A 24,431-nucleotide genomic window follows, 5' to 3' on the forward strand; every position below is an offset into this window, starting at 1 on the left:
CAGCGCGCGTTCTTCCTCCACACTTCGCCTTACAGGAGGGAGAGGGACCATGAAGAAGACGATTCTGTCCGGTGTCGCGCTGGCCTTCGGCGCGGCCCTGCTGGTCAGCGCCTGCGGCTCCGACGATTCGACCCGCAGCACCACGACCACCACCACGACCACCTCGCCGAACTACGGCTCCACCCTGACGACCCCGCCGGCCACCGGCTCGACCACCACCGAGCGCACCACGACGACGAAGACCCAGTAAGCTTTTTCTTCGGCACACCGAGATCAGCACACCGAACATGGGCCGGCCTCCGCCAACCGCGGGGCCGGCCGATTCTTTGGCGCCTGGGCGCGCCCATGTTAAACTGCACCATGATGAACGACGTCCGCCGCCGCGCCCTCGACACCGTGAGGCGAATCCTGTTCGACTGGCTTGCCGGCCACCCCGCGCGCGTGTACCTGTTCGGCTCCTGCGCGCGCGGCGACATGGGGCACTGGAGCAACATCGATGTCGCCATAGACCCGCTGGAACCGCTTCCGGCTGGGTTGCTCGCCCACATCGACGACGACCTGGAAGAGAGCACCGTGCCCTATTTTGCCGACGTGATCGATCTGTCGAAGGTCGGCCCCAGGCTCCGGGAGGTGGTAAAGCAGGAAGGCATCGAATGGACCCGGTAGGGCGCTTGGCGTACAACGCGATCCTTGCTGTGGACCCCGAACTGGTATAGGATAATTGTCCTTTTTCCACCAACGCCGCCCCACCCCCGAATGAAACAGCACAGCGTTCGACGTTTCACAGCGTTTCAAATGTTTCATTCGGGCGCACCCAGCCCCCGCCGCCGTTCGGCGGCTTCTGTCGTTTTGCCGCTCGAAAGCCTTTGTCCATGACCACCGACACCACTCCCCGTCCAAACATGTCTGGGCCCGTCCACGTCATCGGCGGCGGCCTCGCCGGGTCCGAGGCGGCTTGGCAGCTCGCCTCGCGCGGCGTGCCCGTCGTGCTGCACGAGATGCGGCCCGTCCGCGCGACGGAGGCGCACAGCACCGACCAGTTTGCCGAGCTGGTCTGCTCCAACTCCTTCCGGTCGGACGACGCGGAGTACAACGCGGTCGGCCTGTTGCACGAGGAGATGCGGCGCTGCGGCTCGCTGATCCTGCGCTGCGCCGACGCGCACAAGGTGCCGGCCGGTGGGGCGCTCGCCATGGACCGCGACGGCTTCGCGGGCGCCGTGACCGAGGCCATCACCGGCCACCCGCTGATCACCGTGGAGCGCGGCGAGGTCGCCGGCCTGCCGCCTGAGGAGTGGGATAGCGTCGTCATCGCCACCGGCCCCCTCACCTCCCCGCCGCTGGCCGAGGCGATCCGCTCCTTCACGGGGGAGGAATCGCTGGCCTTCTTCGACGCCATCGCCCCCATCGTCTATCTGGAGAGCGTGGACCTGTCCAAGGCGTGGTTCCAGTCGCGCTACGACAAGCCCGGCCCCGGCGGCACCGGCAAGGACTACATCAACTGCGCCTTCGAGAAGGACGAGTACCGCGCCTTCATCGACGCCCTGCTGACCGCCGAAAAGGTGGACTTCAAGGAGTGGGAGAAGACCACCCCCTACTTCGAAGGCTGCCTGCCCATCGAGGTGATGGCGGAGCGCGGCGTGGACACGCTGCGCTACGGCCCGATGAAGCCGGTCGGCCTGACCAACCCGCACAAGCCGGAACGCCGCCCCTACGCCGTGGTCCAGCTGCGCCAGGACAACGCGCTCGGCACGCTCTACAACCTCGTGGGCTTCCAGACCAAGCTGCGCCACGCCGAGCAAGCGCGCGTCTTCCGGATGATCCCCGGCCTGGAGAAGGCGGAGTTCGCGCGGCTCGGCGGCCTGCACCGCAACACCTTCCTGAACAGCCCGCGCCTGCTCGACACCCGCCTGCGGCTGAAGGCGCAGCCGCGCATCCGCTTCGCGGGGCAGGTCACGGGCTGCGAAGGCTATGTGGAGAGCGCCGCCGTCGGCCTGATGGCCGGCCGCTTCGCCGCCGCGGAGCGTCTCGGCCGCGACACCGCCGCTCCGCCGCCGACCACGGCGCTGGGCGCCATCCTCAGCCACATCACCGGCGGTGCGAACGCCGAGACCTACCAGCCGATGAACGTGAACTTCGGCCTGTTTCCCCCCGTCGACGATAAAATCCGCGGTCGCGACCGCAAGCTCGCCTACACCCGCCGCGCGCTGGAGGATCTGGAAGGCTGGCTGAAGGACGCGTGAGACGTTGGGTTGCGCTGCGCTCCACCCAACCTACGAATCATCCATCGTAGGTTGGGTGGAGCGCAGCGCAACCCAACACCCCCCGTCACACGCTCAATACCGCCCCCGCACCGCCGCCCAGGCGAGCTTCGCCTGCCGGAACGGGTTGGCCATCTGCACGCGCGCGGCGAAGGGGTCGTTGCCCTCCCGCGCGATGACGTCCAGGTAGGTGTCGGCCAGCACCGCCGGCAGCAGGGCCGGCAGGGCGGCACGCGGTACCTCGCGGCGCAGACCCCGCGCCTGGGCCAGATGATCGCGCGCGCGGTCCGCCACCTCCGCCACAACCGGCCGCAGTTCGGGCGCGGAGCGCAGTTCGAACAGGTCGCCTTGCTTGGCGCCGTGCACCTCCATACGGTCGGCCGGCAGCATCTGGCGGTGCTGGCGGGCGTGGAAGGGTACCGCGCGCAGGATCCCGGTCAGCGCGTAGGCAATGCCCACATGGCGCGCCGCCTGCTGGGCGGGCGCCTCCCGAACGCCCAACGACTCCAGCGCCAACTGGAGGAGCGGCGTGCTGGTCACGTCCGCATAGTTGACGAGGCAGTCCAGGCTGGCCGGCGGGGCGTCCTCCAGGTCGGCCTCGCGGGCGTCGATAAGCCGGTCCAGCAGAGCGCGGCTCAGCCCCTGCTCCTTGACCGCGGCGGCCAGCGGCTCCATCACCGCATGCTTGGGCACCGCGGCGCCCGCATAGACCTTCTCGATGCCATCGCGCCAGAACTGCAGGCGCATCTGGCCCAGCACCGGCTCCGTCACCACCTCGCGCGTCTTGGCGATCTCCAGGTTGAAGGCGTAGAGCGCGAACAGCGATTCGCGCCGCTCGGCCGGGGCGAATAGGCAGGTCAGAAAACGGTCATTGTCATATTTCCGCACCTCCTGTCCGCTATAGGACAGGTCGGGGGTAGCCTTCGCCATGTGATGCCTGTATGGGAAAAATGGGGGTGGAACGGATTGCAGACCGGGGCAAAGCCGGTTTGCGCCTTATATTAGGCAGACAGGCGCCTCACGCCAGCCCCGACGCGCAGCAGGCACGGACCCATGGCCGATTTCAACATCGCCCCCACGAAGCCCCGGAAACCCAACCCGATCGCCCGCAAGGACGCCGGGTCCGAAAACTTTCCCGTAGCATCGCACCTGTTGCCGAAGCATTTGCGGCCGCACGTGATGGCCTTCTACCGATTCGTGCGCCTGGGCGACGACATCGCCGACGATCCGGACCTGGAGCCGGAGACCAAGCTGGCCTACCTGGAGGCGCTGGAGCGCTCCCTCACCACCGGCCAGGCCAAGCACGCCTACCTGAAGCCGGCGCTGGATCTGCGCGCCAGCCTGCAATCGACGGGGGTCAGCGACCGCCATGCCCGTCAGGTGCTGCGCGCCTTCCGGCGCGACGCGGTCGGCGCGCGCTGCCACAGCTGGAGCGACCTGCTGCTCTACTGCCGCTTCTCCGCCAACCCGGTCGGGCGCTTCCTGCTCGACCTGCACGGCGAGGGCGTGGCCGCCGGCCCGGCGTCGGACGCGCTCTGCTCGGCGCTCCAGGTGCTCAACCACCTTCAGGACTGCCGCGACGACTGGATGCAGCTCGGCCGCTGCTACATCCCGCTCGCCTGGTTCGAGGAAGGCGGGATCAGCGTCGAACGGCTGGTCGAGCCGGAGAGCGACGCCAAGCTGCGCGTCATCTTCGACCGCACGCTGGAGCACACAGACCGCCTGCTGGAGCGGGCGGCCCCCCTGCCCAGCCTGATCCAGCACCGCGGCCTGCGGCTGGAGGCGTCGGTGATCCTCAGCCTCGCGGAATCGCTGGCCAAGCGGCTGAAAGCGCGCGATCCACTGAAGAAGCGCGTGGTGCTGGGCACCCATCATAAGGTTTATGCCGCCGCACGGGGACTGGCGCGCGCGCTGGGCACGAAATAGGATGAGGTGACCGACCGGAGTAACAGGACAGGACCGCAGCATGCCGCAGCCGACGCTGGACTCGACGCGCGACGAATCCGCCGCGAACCCGGCGGCCGCCGCGGCCGCCGTCACCCAGAGTTCCGGCAGCACCTTCTACTGGCCGATGCTGCTTCTGCCGCGTTCCAAGCGCGCGGCAATGTTCGCCATCTACGCCTTCTGCCGCCGGATCGACGACATCGCCGACGAACCCGGCGATCCCGTGGAGAAACGCGCCGCGCTGGACGAGTGGCGGCGCGAGGTCCGCGGCCTCTACGCCGGGGGCGCCCCGTCCAGCCCGCTGGGCGCCGCCCTGAAGGGCGCTATCGACCGCTACGGCCTGCCCCGCGGGGAACTGGAGGCGCTGATCGACGGCATGGCGATGGACATTCCCGCCGACAATGGCAGCGCCGGGCTCCTGGCGCCGCCCCTTCCCACGCTGCGGCTCTACTGCCGGCGAGTCGCGGGGGCCGTCGGCATGCTGGCGATTCGCGTGTTCGACCGCGCCGACGCCTCCACGGAGGCCTTCGCCCTGGCGTTGGGCGAGGCGTTGCAGCTGACCAACATCCTGCGCGACGTGGCCGAGGACGGGGAGATGGGGCGGCTCTACCTGCCGCGCGAGCTGCTGGACGACGCCGGCATCAGCACCTCCGACCCGGCCGCCGTGCTCGCCCACCCCAACCTGCCGAAAGTCTGCGAGGCGCTGGCCCACCTCGCCGAGGAGAAGTTCGCCGAATCGCGGCGGGCGCTGGAGGAGAGCCGGAAGGGCGGGCGGCGCGGCTCCCTGTGGGCGGCGGTCGCCATGATGGTGCTGTACCACCGGCTGCTCGTCCGCCTGCGCGCGCGGGGCTGGGCCGACCCGGCGCAGCGGGTGCGCGTGGGCAAGCGCGAATGCGCGCTGGTGGCGATCCGCTGCGCGGTCGGATACCCTCCGGCATCGTGAAGACGCATTCCGCACCGACCGTCCACATCGTCGGGGCTGGCCTTGCCGGCCTGTCGGCGGCCGTACGCCTGACGGCCGCCGGGCGGCGCGCCGTCCTTTACGAAAGCGCGCCGCAGGCCGGCGGGCGCGCCCGGTCCTTCTTCGATTCGACCCTCGGCCGCACGGTCGACAACGGCAGCCATCTGGCGCTCAGCGGCAACCGCGCCCTGCTCGCCTATCTTGAGGCGATTGGCGCCCGCGGCGGCCTGACGGAGCTGCGGCCCGCCGCCTTCCCCTTCCTCGACCTGCGCAACGGCGAGCGCTGGACGCTGCGGCCCGGCGGCCTCTGGCTGTTCGACAAGGCGCGCCGCGTGCCGGGCAGCCGCCCGGCCGACTATCTGTCGGCGCTCCGCACCCTCCTGGCCGGCCCTTCGGCCAGCATCGCCGACGCGCTGCCCCCCGGTGGCCCGCTGCACGACCGGCTGTGGCAGCCGCTCGGCGTCTCGGTGATGAACGGCGCGCTGGACCGGTCGTCGGCGCGCCTGTTCGGCGCGGTGCTGCGCGAGACGCTGCTGCGCGGCGAGGCTGCCTGCCGGCCGCTGTTCGCGGAGCGCGGCCTGTCCGCCGCCCTGGTCGACCCCGCCGTTTCCTGGCTGGAGCGCAACGGAAGCACGCTGCGGCTCGGCAGCCGGGTGGATGGGTTGGAGCGCGACGGGGACCGCATCACCGCCCTGTCCGTGTCGGGGGAGCGGGTCCCGGTCGGTCTCGCCGATTCGGTCGTCCTCGCTGCCCCGGCCTGGATCTCCAGCCGCCTTCTGCCCGGCCTCCCGGCGCCCGCCGCAGGGCACGCCATCGTGAACGCCCATTTCCGCCTGGACGACGCGCCCCTGCTGCCGGGCGGCCTGCCCTTCCTCGGCCTCGTTGGCGGCACGGCGGAATGGCTGTTCCTGCGCGGCGACGTCGCGTCCGTCACGGTCAGCGACGCGGATTCCCTGGCCGACCAACCCGCGGAGGCCGTCGCAGCCCGCCTGTGGAGCGACGTCGCGCGCGCGCTTGCCCTGGGCGGCCCGGTGCCACCGGTTCGAATCGTCAAAGAGAAGCGGGCCACCCCCGACCAGGCACCGGCGGAGATGGCGAAGCGTCCAGCGAGCCGAATCGGCTTGGAAAACCTCGTTCTGGCCGGGGATTGGACTGAAACAGGGCTGCCGGCGACGCTGGAAGCGGCGATTCGCTCCGGTGAACAGGCGGCCAAGGCCCTCTTGGGCGCCCGAGGTACCACCTTTTCGCGCCTCGGCCTTTTTCCGGCCTTCACTTTGCCGCGCCGCGGGCCTATTTGAGCGGACGGAGGCGCTGCGCCGGTATAGGCTCGGCCCGAGGAAGTGGACAATTCAAGAAGAGAGGGTAACCCATGGCGTTCGAACTTCCGCCGCTCCCCTACGCGTACGACGCGCTGGAGCCGTTCATGTCGTCGCAGACTCTCCACCTGCACCACGACAAGCATCACCAGACCTACGTCACCAACCTGAACAACCTGACGAAGGACAGCCCGCTGGCCAACGCCAGCCTGGAAGACGTCATCAAGCAGAGCTACGGCGACGCGTCCAAGCAGGGCCTCTTCAACAACGCCGGCCAGGTGTGGAACCACACCTTCTATTGGCAGAGCATGAAGAAGAACGGTGGCGGCGCCATCCCGGGTGAGCTCGAGAAGCGCCTGATCGCTGACTTCGGCAGCGTCGAAAAGTTCAAGGAAGAGTTCTCGAACGCCGCCATCACCCAGTTCGGCTCGGGCTGGGCGTGGCTGTACGTCGAGGGCGGCAAGCTGAAGGTCACCAAGACCGGCAACGCCGACACCCCGCTGGCCCAGGGCCACTTCCCGCTGCTGACCGCCGACGTGTGGGAGCATGCCTACTACGTCGACTACCAGAACCGCCGCGCGGATTTCGTGAAGGCGTTCCTGGAGAGCCTGGTGAACTGGGAGTTCGTCGCCGAGCGCCTGTCCAAGGCTCCGGCCTGATCCCGCCGAGGATCGCCGGAACGAGAAGGGCCCCGAAAGGGGCCCTTTTTGCGTGGTGCCGGAATCGATCAGCCCGACGATCCCGCAGCTTTCACCGCCTCGATCATCTCCAGGAAGCCTTGAACCGACCGGTAGGGTCCGTTCGGATCGCCCACCAGCGCGAAACAGGCGTAAAGGCGCTCCCAATCCGGGGTGGCGCTGAATTCTCCAAACCAGGGGCCGCGGCTTTGCCAGCCGGCCAGGGACGCCGCGACGTCCGCCGGCACGCACCGCCCAGCCTCCCGCTCGCCGTTCAGGAAGGCAAGCGCCGACCGGCCGCCCCCGGCGAGGTTCTCCGCGAAGACTGCGATGCTGTCCGGGTGCAGCGACACCCGCCCTTCCGGTCCACGATGGATGATGGGCAGGATCGGCGCCAGACGCGGGAAAAGGGTGTTCGCCCAGACCTCGCCACCCCAATAGAGGCGCGCAACGCGGGCGAAATGACCGACGTCGGAAACGGCCTGCAAGCCGCTCCGGTCCAGCGGCAGGATCTCGACCTTCGGCTTGGTGATGTCGACCGTGTCGTTCGCGACGTCAACGTAGAGGTCGCCGATCTGCAAGGCGTTCTGGAAGTAGCGCTCCCTCAGGGCGCCCCAGATGGGGACAATGGGACCGCCCTCCGCCCGAAAGGCCGCGAGGGCGGCCAGAACGGGACCATCCGGCGCGGCGATGCGGCGGACAAGCCGTCCCAGGACGGCGTCGGTGATCTCCCGGCAGTATCCCTTGGGAAACGGATAGCGCCGCCGCGGAAGGGCCAGCGTGCCGGCGCCCACCTCCCCGTCCACGCCGAGGCGCAGGTCCAGCATCAGCCGTTCCAGGTCGCCGAGACGCGGCGCGATGAGCCGCGCCGTCAGGTCCCGCACCCGCTGGTCGACCTCCAGCGGCCGGCGGTGCGCCCGCCAAACGCTCAGTTGGTGATCGACGGGCGAGTCGGAGGCCGTCGACTCCGGAGGATGTTCGTTCAACCTCAGACCGGCAGCAAGGCCGCGCCCACACGGCGCCCCTCGGCGAGCAGGACGTTGTAGGTCCGGCAGGCGGCACCGGTGTCCATGACCTCGACCACCAGCCCGGCTTCGCGCAGGCTCTGGCGCAGGGCCTTCGGCAGGAGCTGCATCTTGGCCCCCGAGCCGAGCAGCAGAAGCTCGACCCGCGGCTGCGCGCCCACGACCATCGCGAAGTCGTCCACGGTCAGGGCCGAGAAGTCCGTGGCCTCCCACGGCTGCGTGCGGTCGGGCAGCACCACGACCGCACCGGTCCGCCACTTCCCTGACACGCAGAACTGCCCGTCCCCATACCCGTCGATGACCTGCCGGTCCGACGGAATGATCGGCGTGATGTCCGCCATCGCTTACCCGCAATCCTTGTTGCTGATTTTCAGGGCGTGGGCCCTTAGGGCGTGGGGGCCGGCTGCTGCGCGCCCTCGGCCGCCGGCGCGCCGCGGCGCAGCCGGTTCTCGCCCAGGAACAGCAAGATGGGGGCGGCGATGAAGATCGACGAGGAGGTCGCCAGGAAAATGCCGAAGATCAGCACGATGCCGAAGTCCTGCAACGCCTCGCCGCCGAAGATCGCCAGCGGGATGATTGACAGCAGCGTGCACATGGAGGTGCCGAGCGTGCGGTTCAGCGTCTCGTTGATGGACCGATCGATCAGCTCGCGCAGCGGCATCTTCTTGTAGATGCGCAGGTTCTCGCGCATGCGGTCGTAGACGACGACCTTGTCGTTGATCGAATAGCCCATGATGGTCAGGATCGCCGCGATGGCGGTCAGGTTGAACTGCAACCCGGTGATCGCGTAGAAGCCGACAATCTTCGTCACGTCCAGCAGCAGCGTGACCACCGCGCCGAAGCCGAACTGCCATTCGAAGCGGAACCAGATGTAGACCAGCATCGCCACCATGGCGAGGCCGAGCGACAGCATGCCGTTGTAGAACAGCTCGCCGCTGACCGACGCGCCCACCGCCTCGACGCGGCGCACCGTGGTGCCGGGAATTTCCTTGGCGAGCGTGGCGCGTACCTTGTCGGCCGCCACCTGCTGGGCCGCGTCGTCGCCGGGCTGGCGCTCCAGCCGGATCAGCACGTCCTGGGGCGAGCCGAACTCCTGCAGCGCCACCTGCCCCATGTTGAGCTGGCCCAGCGTGTGGCGCAGCGACGCGAAGTCGGCGGCCTGCGGCGTGCGCGCCTCGATGACGATGCCGCCGCGGAAGTCGATGCCGTAGTTCAGCCCCGGGTAGAAGAACAGGGCGATGGAGGCGAGCGACAGCAGCGCCGACAGGATCAGGCCGGCGTAGCGGCCGCGCATGAACTGGATGTTCGTGTTGTCGGGAACCAGGCGGAGCCGGAACATGGGAAAGACCTTTCAGACTCAGACCGGCAGGGCGGCCGGCCGCGACTGGCGCAGCCAGCTGACCATCATGAGGCGCACGAGCACGGTCGCCGTGAACATCGAGATGAGGATGCCGAAGGTGATGGTGACGGCGAAGCCCTTGATGGCGCCGGTGCCGAAGATGAACAGCAGCGCCATCTTGATGACCGTCGTCAGGTTCGAGTCGACGATGGTCGAGTAGGCGCGACTGAAGCCGGCCTCCATCGCGCCGAACACGCCGCGGCCCTTCTTCGTCTCCTCGCGGATGCGCTCGTTGATCAGGATGTTGGCGTCCACCGACAAGCCCAGCGACAGCAGGATGCCGGCGATGCCCGGCAGGGTCAGCGTGGCGTGCAGCATCGACAGCGCCGCCAGCGTCAGCACGATGTTGATCAGCAGGGCGAAGCAGGCGAAGGCGCCGAACAGGCCGTAGGCGGCGAGCATATAGGCGCAGACCAGGACGAAGCCGACGGTGACCGACATCAGGCCGGCGCGGATCGAATCGGCGCCCAGGTCGGGGCCGACCGTGCGCTCCTCGATCACCTTCAGCGGTGCCGGCAGGGCGCCGGCGCGCAGAAGTACGGCGAGGTCGTTGGCCCCGGCGGCGGTGAAGCTGCCGCTGATCTGGCCGCGGCCGCCGGTGATCGGCTCGCGGATCACCGGCGCGCTGATCACCTTGTTGTCCAGCACGATGGCGAAGGGGCGGCTGACGTTGGCGCGAGTCACGTCGGCAAAGCGGCGCGCGCCGACGCTGTCGAACTCGAAGTTGACGACCCACTCGCCGGTCTGCGGGTTGGTGCCCGCGGTGGCGTTCTTCAGGTTGGCGCCGTCCACCTCGACCTTCTTGCGCACCACGTAGGACTGCTGGTTGCGCCCGCCCTCGGTGGAGGGCAGCACCTCGGAGCCCGGAGGGGCGCGCCCGGTGGTCGGGTCGGCGTTCATGTCCACGAGGCGGAAGGTCATCTTCGCGGTGGTGCCCAGCAGCCGCTTGATGCGGTCGGGGTCTTCCACGCCGGGCAGCTGGACCAGGATGCGGTCGTTGCCCTGGCGCGCGATGATCGGCTCGTTCACGCCGGTCTCGTCGATTCGGCGGCGCACGATCTCGATCGACTGCTCGATCGCCTGGGTCGCGCGGTCGCGCATCGCGACCTCGCTGAGGGTCGCGGTCACCGTGCCGCCGTTGGCCCGGATATCCAGGTCCGGTTGCCCGCCGCCGAGCGCGCCGCCGCCGATTGTGTTGGCCAGCGGACGCAGCGCCTTGACGGCGTCGTCGGCCTGGGCCGGGTCGCGCAGCTGCACGGTGATGCCGCGGTCGCCCGCGTTGATCGCCGTGTAGCCGATGTTCGCGGTGCGCAGCTGCGTCCGCGCCGAATCGACCAGCCCTTCGACGCGGTCATGGATGACCGCGTTCATGTCGACCTCGAGCAGCAGGTGCGATCCGCCGCGCAGGTCGAGGCCGAGGTTGACGCGGGTGCCCGCGTACCAGTCCGGCAGGGCGGCCAGCGTCTCGCGGCTGAGGAAGTTCGGCAGCGAGAGAATGGTCCCGAGCACGCAGACAGCGATGATCAGGTACGTCTTCCAGCGCGGAAAATACAGCATACGTCAACCAGTCCCGTTCGCTACCGAAGGGCCGCCTTACTTGCGGCCCGCAACCTTGGCCTCGCCGGCCTTCTCGCCCTCGGCGGTCGTCGCCGGGGCCGGGGCCGGGGTGCCGCCCGTGCCGCCGCCAGTACCGGATTTGCCGGCCGGCTCGGTCTTGGCGAGCACCAGGTTCACGGTCGAGCGGACGACGCGCACGCGCACGTTCTCGGCGATCTCGACCTGCAACTCATCCTCGGGGCCGACCTTGGTCACGGTGCCGATGATGCCGCCGCCGGTCACCACGCGGTCGCCGCGGCGGATCGCCTCCAGCATGCCCTTGTGTTCCTTCATCTTCTTCTGCTGCGGACGGATCAGCAGGAAGTAGAAGACGACGAAGATCAGAATCAGCGGCAGGAACTGCACGATCATGTCGGCCCCACCGGCGGCGGGCGCGGCGGTCTGTGCATAAGCCGTCGAAACGAACATCAGGAGGCTCCTTGTGGTTGGTCCCGGCACCCTACCCAAAGGGGCCAGGACGCCGCGACTATAACGGGCCGCGCCCGCGATGCAACGGGATACGGAAAAAGGGCGGCGCCTTGTGCCGGGCCACCCGTGTGATACCGTGCGCTTGCGACGAAAAAATGGCCGTGCACCCGGCCGGTTTCCATGAAAATCTGCGCCCAGCAGAAGATGACAATGCCGGATCCTATGACCATCGATTCCCAACTGCTGCCGCTGCTCTCCCGCATCGCCGAGGCGCTGGAGCGTCTGGCCCCGCCGCCGGCCGGCCGGCTCGACCTCGCCGCCGCCGACGCCTTCGTCTGGCACGCCGACCCCGACCGGCTGGAGCCGGTGCCCACGGTGAACCGGGTCGAGATCGGCCTCCTCCAGGGCGTGGAGCGGCAGCGCGACATCCTGCTGGACAACACGCAGCGCTTCGCCGCCGGGCTGCCGGCCAACAACGCGCTGCTCTGGGGCTCGCGCGGCATGGGCAAAAGCTCGCTGGTGAAGTCGGTGCACGCCGCGGTCGCGGAGCAGCACCCCGGCACCATCGCGCTGGTGGAGATCCACAGGGAGGACATCCCCACCCTGCCCCGCCTGCTGTCACGCCTGAAGGACGAGCCGCGCCGCTTCATCCTGTTCTGCGACGACCTGTCCTTCGACCACGACGACGCGCACTACAAGTCGCTGAAGGCCGTGCTGGAGGGAGGAATCGAGGGCCGGCCGGAGAATGTGGTCTTCTACGCCACCTCAAACCGGCGCCACCTGATGCCGCGCGACATGATCGAGAACGAGCGTTCCACCGCCATCAACCCGGCCGAGGCCGTGGAGGAAAAGGTGTCGCTGTCGGACCGCTTCGGCCTGTGGCTGGGCTTCCACAACTGCGACCAGCCGACCTACTTCGCGATGATCGAGGGCTACGCCCGGCGCTTCGGCCTCGACGTGCCGGTGGAGCAGCTGCACGCCGAGGCGGTGGAATGGTCGATGACGCGCGGCAGCCGGTCCGGCCGCGTCGCCTGGCAGTTCATCCAGGACCTGGCTGGCCGTCTCGGGAAGCCCCTTCGCTGACGCGGGCGCCGTCCAGGCGGTCGCGCGGATCGACCGCCTGGCTGCCCTTGCGCAGTTCGAAATGAAGCTGCGGGCTGGTCACGGATCCGGTCTGCCCCACCGTTCCGATGGCCTGTCCGCGCTTCACCGTCGCCCCGCGCTCCACGTCGATGCGGTCCAGGTGGGCGTAGGCGGTGATGAAGCCGTCGGCGTGCTTGACCAGCAGCAGGTTGCCAAAGCCGCGCAGCTCGTTGCCGGCGTAGGCGACCACGCCGTTGTCGGCGGCGATGACCGGCGTGCCCTTGGCCGCCGCGATGTTCAGGCCGTCGTTGTGCAGCCCGTCGGGCTTCGGCCCGTAGGACGAGATCAGCTTGCCCTTCACCGGCCACAGGAACCGGCCGGAGGACTTCGGCGGCACCGGCTCCGCCTTCGGCGGGGGGGCGGCGGCCACCTCCTGCGACGGTGCGGGCTGGGGCTGCGGGGCGGCCTGGGGAACGGGCTGCGGCTCGACCGGGGTCGGCGCGGGCGCTGGGATCGCCTCCGCGGTGATGCTTGGCTTCTGGCCCGGCAGGCGCAGGGAGGTCGGCGCCTGCCCCGGCTGGTAGGCCACACCGCCCTGCTCCTGGCCGACGGCCGGCTTGGAGCCGGGGAGCGGCGCCGCGGCGATCCCGGTCGGGGCGGGTGCCGGCGGTACGGCAGGCGCCGGGCCTCCCGACGAACTGCCGGGCGGCGGCAGTTCCGCCGCTTGGATGGAGCCGCGCGACACTTGCTTCATCGGCGCCGTCCCGACCACCGGCCCGGCCGACGATGGGGCGGACTCCGGCGCCTCGGCCACCGCGACGTTGCCCGCCGGGCCACCACCGCTGCCCCCGCCGGGCAGCCGCAGCGGCTGGCCCGCCTGCACGGCGTAGGGCGCCGACAGTCCGTTAATGCGCGTCAGCTCGCTGACATCCACATTGTGCATGCGGGAAATGCCGTAGAGCGTGTCCCCCTTCTGCACGATGTACTGGCGCGACGTCGGCAGGACGAGCCGCTGCCCGATCTCCAGCGTGTAGGGCGGCGACAGCCGGTTGGCTTCGATAAGGTCGCGGAGCGGGACGTTGTAGCGGCGCGACAGGGTGTAGGCGCTGTCGCCGCGCCCCACGATGACGGCGCCGCCCGCCGAATCCGGCGAGTTGCCCACGGTGGTGACCGGCGCCAGCCCGCCGGTGCGCTGCTGGCAGGCGGACAGGAGCGGCAGCAGGACGAGCGCCGCCGCGATCAGACGTCCATTCACGCCGAAGGGGCCAGAGGATCCGTCCCGGGCTCCGGATCCCCGGATAAATCCGAGGGCGGCTCCGCGGGCGGGTCGGACAGCAACGGTACGAAGCGGACGGGCCACAAGTCCTCCCGAGTGAGACCGGTTTCGGTCCGCCGGTAGCGGACCACCCGCTGTTCGCGGTAGTCGCCCCCCAGCGGGATGACCATGACACCACCAACGGCGAGCTGATCCGTCAAGTCCTTTGGCGCGTCCGGCCCGCCCGCGGCCGTGACCAGTATGCGCTCGAACGGCGCCTGGCTGGGCCAGCCGCGGGTCCCGTCGCCGTGCCGCGTCGTGATGTTGTGCAGGCGAAGCGCCTGGAATCGCTTCTCCGCCTCCTCCAGCAGGGGCTTCAGCCGCTCGATCGTGTAGAGCCGCCGGCACAGCCGCGACAAAATCGCCGCCTGGTAGCCGGAGCCGGTGCCGACCTCCAGAACCTTCTGGCGGTCGTTCACCTCCAGCGCCTGCGTCATCAGCGCGACGATCAGCGGCTGGCTGATCGTCTGGCCGAGGTCGATGGGCAGGGCGGTGTCCTCCCAGGCCTGGTCCTGGAAGGCGTGGGGAACGAAAAGCTCGCGCGGGATCCGCTCGATGGCGGCCAAAACCCTGGTGTCGGTCACGCCGTTGCGGCGCAACGCCATCAGCAAACGGATCTTTCGCGCTTCAACCGTCACACGAATGCCCCGTCACACGAATGGCCCTTCACACGAATGGCCCTTCACACAAATGCCTGCCGCAGCGTCTGCAGCGTCGGTGTGTGAGTCAGGTCCAGGAAGACCGGCGTCACCGAGATGCCACCGGAGAATACCACATGGATGTCTGTGTCGGGATCCACATCGGCCTCCCCGCGCAGGGTGCCGATCCAGATGTAGGGCTTGCCGCGCGGGTCCACGCGCTCCAGCAGCTCGTCGCCGATCTTGCGCTTGCCGTGGCGCACCACCTGCACGCCGGTGACCTTCTCCGCCTTGCAGGCGGGGAAGTTCACGTTCAGCAGCACGTTCTTCGGCCAGGCGACCGTGACCGCCTTGCGGATCACGTCGGCGCCCCAGGCCTCGGCCGCGGACCAGTCGATGGGGCTGCCGTTCTCGTAATGCTGGCTCAACGCGATAGCCGGCACGCCCAGCAGCGTGGCCTCCATGGCCGCGGCGATGGTGCCCGAATAGGTCACGTCCTCGCCGATGTTGGATCCCTGGTTGACCCCCGACAGGACCAGCGTCGGCCGGGCGTCCTTCATCACGTGATTGACGGCCAGCAGCACGCAGTCGGTCGGCGTGCCGTCCACCGTGAAGCGCCGGTCGTCCAGCTTGCGCAGGCGCAGCGGCCGGTTGATGGTCAGCGAGTGGCTGGCGGCGGACTGCTCCATCTCCGGCGCCACCACCCAGACGTCGTCGGTCAGCGACCGCGCGATCTTTTCCAGGACCTTCAGGCCCTGGGCGTGGATGCCGTCGTCGTTGGTGACGAGGATGCGGGCTTTCGACAGGTCGACAGGAAGTTCGAACATCAGAGGGTAATCCTCTCCAGCCCGCGCATGTAGGGCCGGAGCGCTTCGGGGATGAGGATCGAGCCGTCGGGCTGCTGGTAGTTTTCCAGCACCGCGATGAGGCAGCGCCCGACGGCGACGCCCGATCCGTTGAGGGTGTGCACGAACTGCGTCTGCTTCTCGCCCTTGGGCCGGCAGCGCGCCTTCATGCGCCGGGCCTGGAAGTCGCCGCAGTTGGAGCAGCTGGAGATCTCGCGGTACATGGCCTGCCCCGGCAGCCAGACCTCGATGTCGTAGGTCTTGCGGGCCGAGAAGCCCATGTCGCCGGTGCACAGCGTCACCACGCGGTAGGGAAGATTCAGCCGCTGCAGGATGGTTTCCGCGCACCGGGTCATGCGCTCATGCTCCGCCTCCGACTGGTCGGGGGCGGTGATGCTGACCATCTCCACCTTCCAGAACTGGTGCTGGCGGATCATGCCGCGCGTGTCGCGCCCCGCCGAACCGGCCTCCGCGCGGAAGCAAGGGGTCAGCGCGGTGTAGCGGTAGGGCAGTTCCTCCGCCGCCACGATCTGATCGTTGACCAGGTTGGTCAGCGGCACTTCCGAGGTGGGGATCAGGTAATGGTCGCTGCCGACGGTGCGGAACAGGTCCTCCTCGAACTTCGGCAGCTGGCCGGTGCCGAACAGGGCGTTGTCGCGCACCATTAGGGGCGGCGCGACCTCCGTGTAGCCGTTCTCGCCCGTGTGGACGTCCAGCATGAAGTCGGCCAGCGCGCGCTCCAGCCGCGCCAGCGGGCCCTTCAGCACGGTGAAGCGGGCGCCGGACATGCGGGCCGCGGCTTCGAAGTCCATCAGGCCCAGCGCCTCGCCCAGCTCGAAATGCTGCTTGGCGTTGGGAATGTCGCGGGGCTCGCCCCAGCGGCGGATCTCCACGTTGGCGGTTTCGTCCGGCCCCTCCGGCACGTCGTCGGCCGGCAGGTTCGGGATGGTGGCGAGAAGCCGGTCCAGCTCGGCGCCGAGCGCCTTCTCCTCCTCCTCGACCTGGGGCAGCCGCTCCTTCAACTGCGCCATCTCGTCCATCAGCGGCTGGGCGTCGCGGCCCTCGCGCTTGGCGAGGCCGATCTCCTTGGCCGCCTCGTTGCGGCGGGCCTGCATCTCCTGGAGCTGAGTCTGCGCCGCGCGGCGGCGGGAGTCGAGGTCCAGCACCTTGGGCGACATCGGTTCCAGGCCCCGGCGGGCAAGGCCGCGGTCGAAGGCGTCGGGGTTCTCACGGATGGCGCGAAGGTCGTGCATGGCTCACGGCAAAACGGAATGGGTGGGAGGCTGGTTATAGTGTGCCGCCGGTGGAAGGTCCAGTGGCGCAACCGCGTGGAAGGCTGCGGCGGCGGCCGGCACCACCCTGCCTCCACCAATTATCGGTAGCCGCGGGGCACCCTGTCGTTGCACATACAGCGCAATTCCAATCCGCCCTACCGTTTCGGACATGCCTCTCGACACCCGCACCCTCGTCATCGTCCTGGTCGGCCTGGGCGTTCTGCTCACCACAGCCGCCATGCTGACCTGGCGCGCCCACCGCCACATCGTCGCGCTGGGCTACTGGGCGGCCGGGGCTCTGATCGGGGTGATCGGGATGTCGCTCGTCATGTTCTACAGCGTCCTGCCGGCCGGCTTCGTCATCCCGCTCAGCAACGGCATGGTGGCGGCGACCTACGTCCTGAACTGGTTCGGGGTGCGCAGCTTCGGCGGGCGGCCGATTCCCTGGCGGACCGGGTTCGCGGCCTTCGTGCTCCTGACAGCCGGCAACGCGTATTTCGTGGTGGTGGACGACGACATCATCGCGCGCATCCTGATCGGGTCGGCGGGCATCGCCGCGCTCTCCCTGCTGGCCGCGCTGGAATTGTGGCGCATGGGACCGCCGGGCGCGCCCCGCCGGGCCAAGCGTACGACGGCGCTGGTCTTCGCGCTCCACGCCGCCTTCGTGATCGTCCGCGCGGCGATGATGCCGGGGGCCGGGCCGCTGGAGCATCTGCTGGCGCCGAACCTGCTGAACGGCATCGCCTTCCTGGAGGCGATCCTGGCCGTCACCGCCTGGAGCCTCGGCTTCCTCGCCATGACCAGCGAGCGCCTGCAGGCCGACCTGGACCAGCTCGCCACCATCGACCCGCTGACCGGCGCCTTCAACCGCCGCGCCTTCTTCCGCCACGCGGAGCGCGAGATCGCGCGGGCGCGGCGCACGGGCGAGCCGCTCGCGCTCCTGCTGCTCGACCTCGACCGGTTCAAGCGAATCAACGACCGCTTCGGCCACCAGGCCGGCGACGAGCTTCTGCGGGCCTTCGCCGAAACCGTCACGGCGCGGCTTCGCAAGTCCGACCTGTTCGGCCGCTATGGCGGGGAGGAATTCTGCCTGCTTCTGCCCAACACCGACCGGACCGGCGCCAGGACGCTGGCGGAAGGGCTGCGGGTCGATTTCGCGCGGCGGGCGGTGGATTTCGACGGCCAACGCATCATCGCCAGCGTCAGCATCGGCATCGCGGAATGCGGCAGCAGCGCGGACCTGGACACCGCGCTCGCCGACGCTGACACGGCACTCTACCAGGCGAAGCGGAACGGCCGGAACCAGGTGGCCGTATCGGCGCAGGCGGGCTGATCACAGCCCGCCGTACTCACAGCCGTCACGCCTGCTCTTGGGCGCGCTCCGCCGCGTCGCGCTTCTTCTCGATGCCGCGACCGATCCAGATCGAAATCTCGTACAGCAGCAGCAGCGGGATGGCGAGGCCGCACTGGCTGATCACGTCCGGGGGCGTCAGGACCGCCGCCGCGACGAACACGAAGACGATGGCGTAGCGCCGTTTGGCGGCCAGAGTCTCCGTCGTCAGCAGGCCGGCGCGCACCAGCAGCGTCAGCAGAACCGGAAGCTGGAAGGCAAGCCCGAACGCGAAGATCAGGTGCATCACCAACCCGAGATACTCGCCCACGCGGGCCTCGAACTCGATCGGCAGGGCCGTCGTGTCGCCGCCGGGATGGAACTCGAATCCCAGGAAGAAGCGCCAGGCGAGCGGGAAGATGAAGTAATAGACCATCGCCCCGCCCAGGAAGAACAGGACCGGCGTGGCGAACAGGAAAGGCAGGAAGGCCTTGCGCTCGTGCTTGTACAGCCCCGGCGCCACGAACATCCAGATCTGGCTGGCGACGATGGGGAAGGACAGGAAGCAGCCGGCCCAGAAGGCGACCTTCACATAGGTGAAGAACGCCTCGGTCAGGCCGGTGTAGATCATCCGGCGCCCCTGCCCCGCCAGGATGTCGGCGAGCGGTTGGACCAGGAAATTGTAGATTCGGTCGGAGAAGGCGTAGCAGAGGAAGAACGCCACCACGATGGCGATCATCGAATACATCAGCCGGTTGCGCAGCTCGACCAGATGGTCGATCAGCGGCATCTTGCTGTCTTCAAGCTCGTCTTCGGTCTCGCCGGTCATCTGCGTCTCGCCGGACACGGGGGTCACGCCTGCTTGTTCGTCGTTGGCGCCGGGACGGGTTCAGCCACGGAGGCTGGGGCCGCCGGCGCGGGAGCGGCGGCCGGGGCCGCCGCGGGCGTGGGGGTGAACTCCACCGGCGGTGCCTCGGGAAGCGGCGCCGTGACCGGGGGTTCGGTCGCCGGCAGCGGCTGCGCCGCGGCGACCTGCGGAGAGCCGACCGGGGCATTGGCCGGAGCGGCCCCGTCCTCCTCCGGCGTGCTGCCGGGGTGGCCGGACGTGCCGCTCGCCATGGAGACATCGAAGGCGTTCTTCAACTCGCCCTTCGGGTCGACCGTGTTCTCGACCATGCTCTTCAGGTTGGTGTCGCGGACCTTCAGCGCCTGCTGGCGGAGTTCGTCCAACTCCGCCTCGCGCATCATGTCGTCGATGTGGCCCTGGAAGTCACGCGCGACGACGCGCGCCTTCCGCACCCATTTTCCCAGGGTGAAGATGGCCTTGGGCAGGTCCTTCGGGCCGATGACCACAAGGGCCACGACCGCGATGACCATCAGTTCCGACCAAGCGATGTCGAACATGGCTCCTCAGCCTTATCGAGACGGCGCGTGGGCCAGCGGCGCCGGCCGCTCAGGTGCGGGCCGTCTCGTCCTTCTTGACGCCATGGTCCGGGGCGGGGGTCACGACCGTCGGGCCGGCGGCAGCGGGACCGGAAGCCGTGGGACCGGCGGCCGGCGGAACCGGCTGGCTCGACACCACCTGCGGCTTCGCCACCACGGCGGCGTCCTCATCCTCGTCCTTCAGGCCGGCCTTGAAGTTCTTGATGCCCTTGGCAAGGTCGCCCATGACCTTCGGCAGCTTTCCGGCGCCGAACAGGAGCAGGACGATCAGAAGAACGATGACCCAATGCCAGATGCTGGAGAATCCCATGACACTTTTTTCCTGAACGGTCGCCCCAACGGCGGGGCGGCACTATGGCAGAAAGGTTCCGCCGCCGCAACGCCGGCCCCGGTATCCGATATGGGGGCCTTGGTCCCGGCATCCGGCCTCGCGGAACCGCCTCAGCACTCAGGTAATGCGTCAGGCGGGAAAAACGAAGACCTGGGACCGGTCCAAACTGACCGAAACGAGGCTTTCCTCGGGCGGCAGGAAGGGTCCCGGCACGCGCGCGTGCAGGTGGACCGCCCCGCCCGGCCCGTCCGGCACGTCCAGATGGACGAGGCTCGACCGGCCGAGCAGGCGCGCCGCCATCACGCGCGCCGTCACCGCACCGCTTGGCGCCGCATCGATGGACAGCTTCAGCGCCTCCGGCCGAATCAGCACCTCGACCGCGGTTCCTTCGGCCATCGCGGCCGGCACGGATCCCACCGGCGTCTCCACCGCCCCGCCGCGCGCGACGCCGGGCAACCGGTTCACCTCCCCGAAGAAGCTGGCGGCGTAGGAATCGGCCGGCCGGGTGTAGAGGTCGATGGGGCTTCCGATCTGCACGATCCGCCCGGCGCGCATCAGCGCGATCCGGTCGGCGAGGAACATCGCCTCCTCCGGGTCGTGGGTGACCAGCATGGTGGCGGCGCCGTTGCGCTTCAGCACATGCAGGGTCTCGTCCCGAACCTGCTCCCGCAGCCGGGCGTCGAGGCCGGAGAAGGGCTCGTCCAGCAGCAGGACCGCCGGATTCGGCGCCAGCGCGCGGGCGAGCGCCACACGCTGCTGCTGCCCTCCCGAAAGCTGGTGCGGAAAGGACCCGGCGTGCTCGGCCATGCCGACCTGCCCCAGCGTCTCCAGGGCGCGCCCCTTCTGGGCGTCGCCGGACAGGCCAGACAGTCCGAAACGGACGTTGTCGAGCACCGACAGGTGCGGGAACAGGGCGTAATCCTGGAAGACGAGGCCGACCCCGCGCTTTTCCGGCGGCACCGCGCCCCGCCCGTCCGCGACCAGCCGGCCGCCGACGCGCACCGCCCCGGCCTGCAACGGCTCCAGCCCCGCGGCGATGCGCAGGAGGGAGGACTTGCCGCAGCCCGACGGGCCGCACAGGCAGACGATCTCCCCCGCCCCGATGGTCAGGCTGACGTCGTCCACCGCCGTGGTCCGGCCATAGCGGTGCGTGACCCGGTCAAGCGCCAGGGCCTCCCGCGGCGCGTCCGTCGTTTCCAGGGCAAGGGCGATGGCGATTGAACGGTTCATGACGGTCGCGGCCCCAAGGTCGGCGGAAGGAATTGGCGAATTCCCTAGTAAACCGCCCATTCCACTGATGCAAATGGTTCTTATTTTCGGCCCACCGCCGAGCGGGAGAGGACTCAGCCGTCCGCGTCCTCCGTCTCCGCGCTTTCGGCCGGTTCATCGGCGCCGCCGCCGGCGATGCCCAGCAGCACCGGACGCGAATCCAGCAGGCCCGCGGCGCGCAGATCCTCCACCCCCGGCAGGTCGCGCAGCGATTCCAGTCCGAAATGGTCGAGGAAATGGTCGGTGGTCACCCAGGTCAGCGGGCGGCCCGGAGTCTCGCGGCGACGACCCGGCCGGATCCAGCCGTTCTCCATCAGGATGTCCAGCGTGCCCTTGCTGGTCGCCACACCGCGGATCGCCTCGATCTCGGCGCGGGTGACCGGCTGGTGGTAGGCGATGATCGCCAGGGTCTCGATGGCCGCCCGCGACAGCTTCTTGGAAACCTCCTCCTCCTGCCGCAGCAGCGGGGCGAGGTCCAGGGCGGTGCGGAAGGACCAGCCAGCCCCCGTGCGCACGAGGTTCACGCCGCGCGGCGCGTAGTGTGCCCGCAGTTCCTCAAGAAGGTCCGCCACGTCCGTGTCGCGGCCGAGCCGCCCCGCCAGCGTCTCCTCGTCCAGCGGGTCGGCGGAGGCGAACAGCAACGCTTCCAGAAGCCGCAGCTTGTGAAGACGCGCCTCCAAGGCCTCGGGGTCGGCGATGTCCTGGATCATCGATGCAGTTCCATTCACTCCTGGCGCGGCGCACGGCGGACGTAGATCGGCGCGAAGGCGCCATCCTGCCGCAGCTCCACCTGCCCGGCCTTGGCCAGCTCCAGCGTCGCCGCGAAATGCGCAGCCAGCGCCGAGCGGTTCAGCAGCGTGCCGCGCACGCCGTCGGGCAGGAAGCTGGACAGCGTCGCCCAGTCCGGCATGCGCCCCAGCAGCTCCGACAGGCGGCGCACCGCGTCCTCCAGCGAATAGAGCCGCACCGGCTCGATGTGCAGGACACCGCCCTCCTTGCGCTTCTTGTGGTCGCCGTAGGCCTTCAGCAGGTCGTAGAGCGTGACCTGGAAGACCGACTTGCGCTGAATGTCCACATCCTCCGGCGCGCCGCGCGGGAAGACGTCCAGCCCCAGGCGCGGGCGCCCGAACAGCTTGGCCGACGCTTCCTTCATCGCCTCCAGCCGTTGCAGCTGGAAGGCCAGGGCCGCCGCCATGTCCTCGCCCGACGGCTCCTCGTCCTCGACGTCCGGGATCAGCAGGCGCGACTTCAGGTAGGCCAGCCACGCCGCCATGACGAGATAGTCGGCGGCCAGCTCCAGCCGGACCTTGCGCGCCTCCGCGACGAAGGCGAGGTACTGGTCGGCGAGCTGGAGGATGGAGATCCTGGTCAGGTCCACCTTCTGCTCGCGCCCCAGCGCCAGCAGCATGTCGAGCGGCCCCTCGAACCCGTCCAGCACGAGGACGAGCTGCTCCGCCGGGCTCGCCGGACCGGCGCCCTCCTCCGCGAATCCGTCCTTGGGGACCTTGGGGGCCATGTCAGGAATTGCCGCTCAGGACGCGGATCACGTCGATGACCCAGTCGACCGGCGGGCCGAGCACCCAGCTCATCACGTTCAGGTTCACCCCGATCTCCCGCCCGATCATCGGCAGCAGGAAGAAGGCGCCCAGCAGGATGAACATCCCGAATCGCTCCAGCCGCGCCAGCGGGAAGGCCAGCGCGTCCGGAAGGACGCCCACCGCCACCCGGCCGCCGTCCAGCGGCGGGATCGGGATCAGGTTGAAGACCATCAGCACGACGTTGACCAGCACCGACACTTCCAGCGCCGCGCGGAACCACGCGCCGATGCCCTCGGCCTGGTCGCCGGTCAGCCCCCAGAGCATGGCGGACACCAGGGCCAGCACGAAGTTGATCCCCGGACCGGCCAGAGCCACCCACACCATGTCGCGGCGCGGGTAGTGCAGACGGGCGAAGTTCACCGGCACCGGCTTGGCCCAGCCGAACACGAAGCCGGTGGTGAAATACATCAGCGCCGGCAGGATCACCGTGCCGAAGGGGTCGATGTGGCGCAGCGGGTTCAGCGTCACGCGGCCCAGCTGCCACGCCGTGTCGTCGCCCCGCCACTTTGCCACGAATCCGTGCGCCGCCTCGTGCAGGGTGATGGCCAGGATCGCGGGAATGGCGACCGCGACGATCATCGGAATCCGGTCGATCAGGCCGTCCATTCCCTATCCTCCTCAAGCCCCGGGAGAACGGAGCAGTTCGGCCAGCCGCGCGCCGAGGGCGCCGACGTCCACCGGCTGCGCCACGCAGCGCACCGCCTGGGCGAGCGCCCAGCGCTGGGCGGCGGCGTAGCTGATGGGCGGCACCACCTCCGCCACCGCCGTCATTTCCTCCATCACGCCGTTGCAGTGAAGCACGACGTCGATGCCCGCCGCCAGCACGGCCTTCGCCCGGTCGCCCATGCCGCCGGCCAGCGCTCCCATGGACAGGTCGTCGCTGAACAGCAGCCCGTCGAACCCGATCGGCGCGCCGCGCACCACGTCGCGCACCACGGTGGCCGACGTGCTGGCCGGCGCGTCCGGGTCGACCGCCTTCAGCACGACGTGGGCGACCATGCCCAGCGGCATGTCGGCCAGATCGCGGAAGGGCGCGAAGTCGGTGGCCTGGAGGTCCTCCAGCGGCGCGTCCACCACCGGAAGCTCGGCGTGGCTGTCGGCGAAGGCGCGGCCGTGGCCGGGGATGTGCTTCACCACCGGCAGCACTCCGCCGGCGATCAGCCCCTCGCAGGTCGCGCGCGCCAACTCGGCCACCCGCGCGGGGTCGCGGGAGAAGGCGCGGTCGCCGATGATGTCGTGGGCGCCTTCCACCGGCACGTCGCAGACCGGCGCGCAGTCCACCGTCACGCCGACGTCGATCAGCGCGTGGGCGAGCAGCCGGGCGTTGATCCAGGCGGCCTCCCGCCCGGCGGCGGGGTCGCGGTCGGCAAGGTCGCCGAAGACGCGCATCGGCGGGAAGGCCGGCCAGTGCGGCGGCCGCATGCGCGCGACGCGCCCGCCCTCCTGGTCGATCAGCACCGGCGCGTCGGGCCGGCCGACGGACTCGCGCATGGCGTCCACCAGCGCGCGCACCTGTTCGGGCGTCTCGCAGTTGCGACGGAACAGGATGAAGCCCAGCGGGTCGGATTCGCGGAAGAACGCGCGCTCCTCGTCGCTCAATACGGTGCCGGCGGCACCGAAGACGACCGCGCGGGGGCGGTGGGCCTTCGGAGCCGCCGTTTTCGATACCGCCGCTTTCGACACGGGCGTTGCGGCAGCCT

27 protein-coding genes are annotated in these 24,431 nt (G+C 69.5%); 9 read left to right on the forward strand and 18 right to left on the reverse strand.

Features of this window, described 5'->3' with window-relative positions; translation table 11 throughout:
* Positions 1-49 precede the first annotated feature (49 nt).
* From J2851_RS02535 to trmFO, 3 genes are all read left to right on the forward strand, one after another.
* The gene (locus J2851_RS02535) at positions 50-250 is read left to right on the forward strand and encodes a hypothetical protein (protein WP_209763241.1); all 201 of its coding nucleotides are present in this window, start codon (positions 50-52) and stop codon (positions 248-250) included.
* Between the two features lie 110 nt (positions 251-360).
* Positions 361-666, forward strand: a complete 306-nt coding sequence (locus J2851_RS02540; protein ID WP_209763243.1) for a nucleotidyltransferase family protein — start codon at positions 361-363, stop codon at positions 664-666.
* A 236-nt stretch (positions 667-902) separates the two neighbouring features.
* The gene (gene trmFO / locus J2851_RS02545; protein WP_209763744.1) at positions 903-2,240 is read left to right on the forward strand and encodes a methylenetetrahydrofolate--tRNA-(uracil(54)-C(5))-methyltransferase (FADH(2)-oxidizing) TrmFO; all 1,338 of its coding nucleotides are present in this window, start codon (positions 903-905) and stop codon (positions 2,238-2,240) included.
* A gap of 93 nt (positions 2,241-2,333) precedes the next feature.
* Here the strand turns inward: trmFO and J2851_RS02550 are convergent, their stop codons facing one another.
* Positions 2,334-3,188: a phytoene/squalene synthase family protein gene (locus tag J2851_RS02550; protein ID WP_209763245.1), complete on the reverse strand. Its 855-nt coding sequence runs from the start codon at positions 3,186-3,188 to the stop codon at positions 2,334-2,336.
* 123 nt (positions 3,189-3,311) lie between these two features.
* Here J2851_RS02550 and hpnC point away from each other — a divergent pair, with 123 nt between their 5' ends.
* The 4 genes from hpnC (at position 3,312) to J2851_RS02570 (ending at position 7,138) form a co-directional block, all read left to right on the forward strand.
* The gene (gene hpnC / locus J2851_RS02555) at positions 3,312-4,184 is read left to right on the forward strand and encodes a squalene synthase HpnC (RefSeq protein WP_209763247.1); all 873 of its coding nucleotides are present in this window, start codon (positions 3,312-3,314) and stop codon (positions 4,182-4,184) included.
* Between the two features lie 40 nt (positions 4,185-4,224).
* Complete coding sequence (gene hpnD, locus J2851_RS02560; protein WP_209763250.1) at positions 4,225-5,145, forward strand: presqualene diphosphate synthase HpnD; 921 nt, start codon at positions 4,225-4,227, stop codon at positions 5,143-5,145.
* On the forward strand, positions 5,142-6,461 hold the full coding sequence (gene hpnE / locus J2851_RS02565; RefSeq protein WP_307420576.1) for a hydroxysqualene dehydroxylase HpnE: 1,320 nt from the start codon (positions 5,142-5,144) through the stop codon (positions 6,459-6,461). Before hpnD ends, hpnE begins: the two co-directional genes overlap by 4 nt.
* 71 nt (positions 6,462-6,532) lie before the next feature.
* Positions 6,533-7,138 carry a superoxide dismutase gene (locus J2851_RS02570; RefSeq protein ID WP_209763253.1) on the forward strand — a complete coding sequence of 202 codons (606 nt, stop codon included), beginning with the start codon at positions 6,533-6,535 and terminating at the stop codon, positions 7,136-7,138.
* 68 nt (positions 7,139-7,206) lie between these two features.
* Here the strand turns inward: J2851_RS02570 and J2851_RS02575 are convergent, their stop codons facing one another.
* Genes J2851_RS02575 through yajC form a run of 5 tightly spaced genes read right to left on the reverse strand, consistent with a single transcriptional unit; the run spans position 7,207 to position 11,605 of the window.
* Complete coding sequence (locus J2851_RS02575; RefSeq protein WP_209763788.1) at positions 7,207-8,142, reverse strand: hypothetical protein; 936 nt, start codon at positions 8,140-8,142, stop codon at positions 7,207-7,209.
* Positions 8,143-8,144: 2 nt separating this feature from the next.
* Positions 8,145-8,522 carry an Mth938-like domain-containing protein gene (locus tag J2851_RS02580; protein WP_209763255.1) on the reverse strand — a complete coding sequence of 126 codons (378 nt, stop codon included), beginning with the start codon at positions 8,520-8,522 and terminating at the stop codon, positions 8,145-8,147.
* A 44-nt stretch (positions 8,523-8,566) separates the two neighbouring features.
* A complete protein-coding gene (gene secF, locus J2851_RS35520) occupies positions 8,567-9,520 on the reverse strand; it encodes a protein translocase subunit SecF (RefSeq protein ID WP_246500355.1) in 954 nt (317 codons plus the stop codon).
* Between the two features lie 18 nt (positions 9,521-9,538).
* Positions 9,539-11,137, reverse strand: coding sequence for a protein translocase subunit SecD (gene secD / locus J2851_RS35525; RefSeq protein WP_246500356.1), 1,599 nt, complete (start codon positions 11,135-11,137; stop codon positions 9,539-9,541).
* 36 nt (positions 11,138-11,173) lie between these two features.
* A complete protein-coding gene (gene yajC, locus J2851_RS02590) occupies positions 11,174-11,605 on the reverse strand; it encodes a preprotein translocase subunit YajC (RefSeq protein WP_209763257.1) in 432 nt (143 codons plus the stop codon).
* A gap of 210 nt (positions 11,606-11,815) precedes the next feature.
* Between yajC and J2851_RS02595 the strand changes: the two genes are divergently transcribed.
* Entirely contained in the window at positions 11,816-12,688 is an 873-nt protein-coding gene (locus tag J2851_RS02595; RefSeq protein WP_246500357.1) for an ATP-binding protein, read from the forward strand.
* Here the strand turns inward: J2851_RS02595 and J2851_RS02600 are convergent.
* Genes J2851_RS02600 through serS form a run of 4 tightly spaced genes read right to left on the reverse strand, consistent with a single transcriptional unit; the run spans position 12,645 to position 16,739 of the window.
* Positions 12,645-13,943, reverse strand: a complete 1,299-nt coding sequence (locus J2851_RS02600; RefSeq protein ID WP_209763259.1) for a peptidoglycan DD-metalloendopeptidase family protein — start codon at positions 13,941-13,943, stop codon at positions 12,645-12,647. The genes J2851_RS02595 and J2851_RS02600 overlap by 44 nt on opposite strands.
* Positions 13,940-14,641, reverse strand: a complete 702-nt coding sequence (locus J2851_RS02605; protein WP_209763261.1) for a protein-L-isoaspartate(D-aspartate) O-methyltransferase — start codon at positions 14,639-14,641, stop codon at positions 13,940-13,942. Before J2851_RS02605 ends, J2851_RS02600 begins: the two co-directional genes overlap by 4 nt.
* A 44-nt stretch (positions 14,642-14,685) precedes the next feature.
* Positions 14,686-15,468 (reverse strand): 5'/3'-nucleotidase SurE, encoded by a 783-nt coding sequence (gene surE / locus J2851_RS02610; RefSeq protein ID WP_209763263.1) that lies wholly within the window; start codon positions 15,466-15,468, stop codon positions 14,686-14,688.
* On the reverse strand, positions 15,468-16,739 hold the full coding sequence (serS, locus tag J2851_RS02615; RefSeq protein WP_209763265.1) for a serine--tRNA ligase: 1,272 nt from the start codon (positions 16,737-16,739) through the stop codon (positions 15,468-15,470). The genes surE and serS overlap by 1 nt, the downstream gene beginning before the upstream one ends.
* A 190-nt stretch (positions 16,740-16,929) precedes the next feature.
* Here serS and J2851_RS02620 point away from each other — a divergent pair, with 190 nt between their 5' ends.
* Entirely contained in the window at positions 16,930-18,093 is a 1,164-nt protein-coding gene (locus tag J2851_RS02620) for a GGDEF domain-containing protein (protein WP_209763267.1), read from the forward strand.
* Positions 18,094-18,118: 25 nt separating this feature from the next.
* Here J2851_RS02620 and tatC read toward each other — a convergent pair whose 3' ends face one another.
* The 8 genes from tatC to nagZ all read right to left on the reverse strand — a co-directional run bounded on the left by tatC (position 18,119) and on the right by nagZ (position 24,414).
* Positions 18,119-18,946: a twin-arginine translocase subunit TatC gene (tatC, locus tag J2851_RS02625; RefSeq protein ID WP_370881326.1), complete on the reverse strand. Its 828-nt coding sequence runs from the start codon at positions 18,944-18,946 to the stop codon at positions 18,119-18,121.
* Complete coding sequence (gene tatB / locus J2851_RS02630; protein ID WP_209763269.1) at positions 18,943-19,494, reverse strand: Sec-independent protein translocase protein TatB; 552 nt, start codon at positions 19,492-19,494, stop codon at positions 18,943-18,945. Before tatB ends, tatC begins: the two co-directional genes overlap by 4 nt.
* Before the next feature lie 49 nt (positions 19,495-19,543).
* Complete coding sequence (locus tag J2851_RS02635; protein ID WP_209763271.1) at positions 19,544-19,843, reverse strand: twin-arginine translocase TatA/TatE family subunit; 300 nt, start codon at positions 19,841-19,843, stop codon at positions 19,544-19,546.
* Positions 19,844-19,993: 150 nt separating this feature from the next.
* Complete coding sequence (locus tag J2851_RS02640) at positions 19,994-21,094, reverse strand: ABC transporter ATP-binding protein (RefSeq protein ID WP_209763273.1); 1,101 nt, start codon at positions 21,092-21,094, stop codon at positions 19,994-19,996.
* Between the two features lie 113 nt (positions 21,095-21,207).
* On the reverse strand, positions 21,208-21,843 hold the full coding sequence (gene scpB, locus J2851_RS02645; RefSeq protein WP_209763294.1) for an SMC-Scp complex subunit ScpB: 636 nt from the start codon (positions 21,841-21,843) through the stop codon (positions 21,208-21,210).
* Between the two features lie 14 nt (positions 21,844-21,857).
* The gene (locus J2851_RS02650) at positions 21,858-22,649 is read right to left on the reverse strand and encodes a segregation and condensation protein A (protein ID WP_209763296.1); all 792 of its coding nucleotides are present in this window, start codon (positions 22,647-22,649) and stop codon (positions 21,858-21,860) included.
* Between the two features lies 1 nt (position 22,650).
* Positions 22,651-23,337 (reverse strand): site-2 protease family protein, encoded by a 687-nt coding sequence (locus J2851_RS02655; RefSeq protein ID WP_209763299.1) that lies wholly within the window; start codon positions 23,335-23,337, stop codon positions 22,651-22,653.
* 12 nt (positions 23,338-23,349) lie between these two features.
* The gene (gene nagZ / locus J2851_RS02660; RefSeq protein ID WP_209763758.1) at positions 23,350-24,414 is read right to left on the reverse strand and encodes a beta-N-acetylhexosaminidase; all 1,065 of its coding nucleotides are present in this window, start codon (positions 24,412-24,414) and stop codon (positions 23,350-23,352) included.
* Between the last annotated feature and the right edge of the window lie 17 nt (positions 24,415-24,431).

Source organism: Azospirillum rugosum (assembly GCF_017876155.1).
Lineage (GTDB): Bacteria > Pseudomonadota > Alphaproteobacteria > Azospirillales > Azospirillaceae > Azospirillum > Azospirillum rugosum.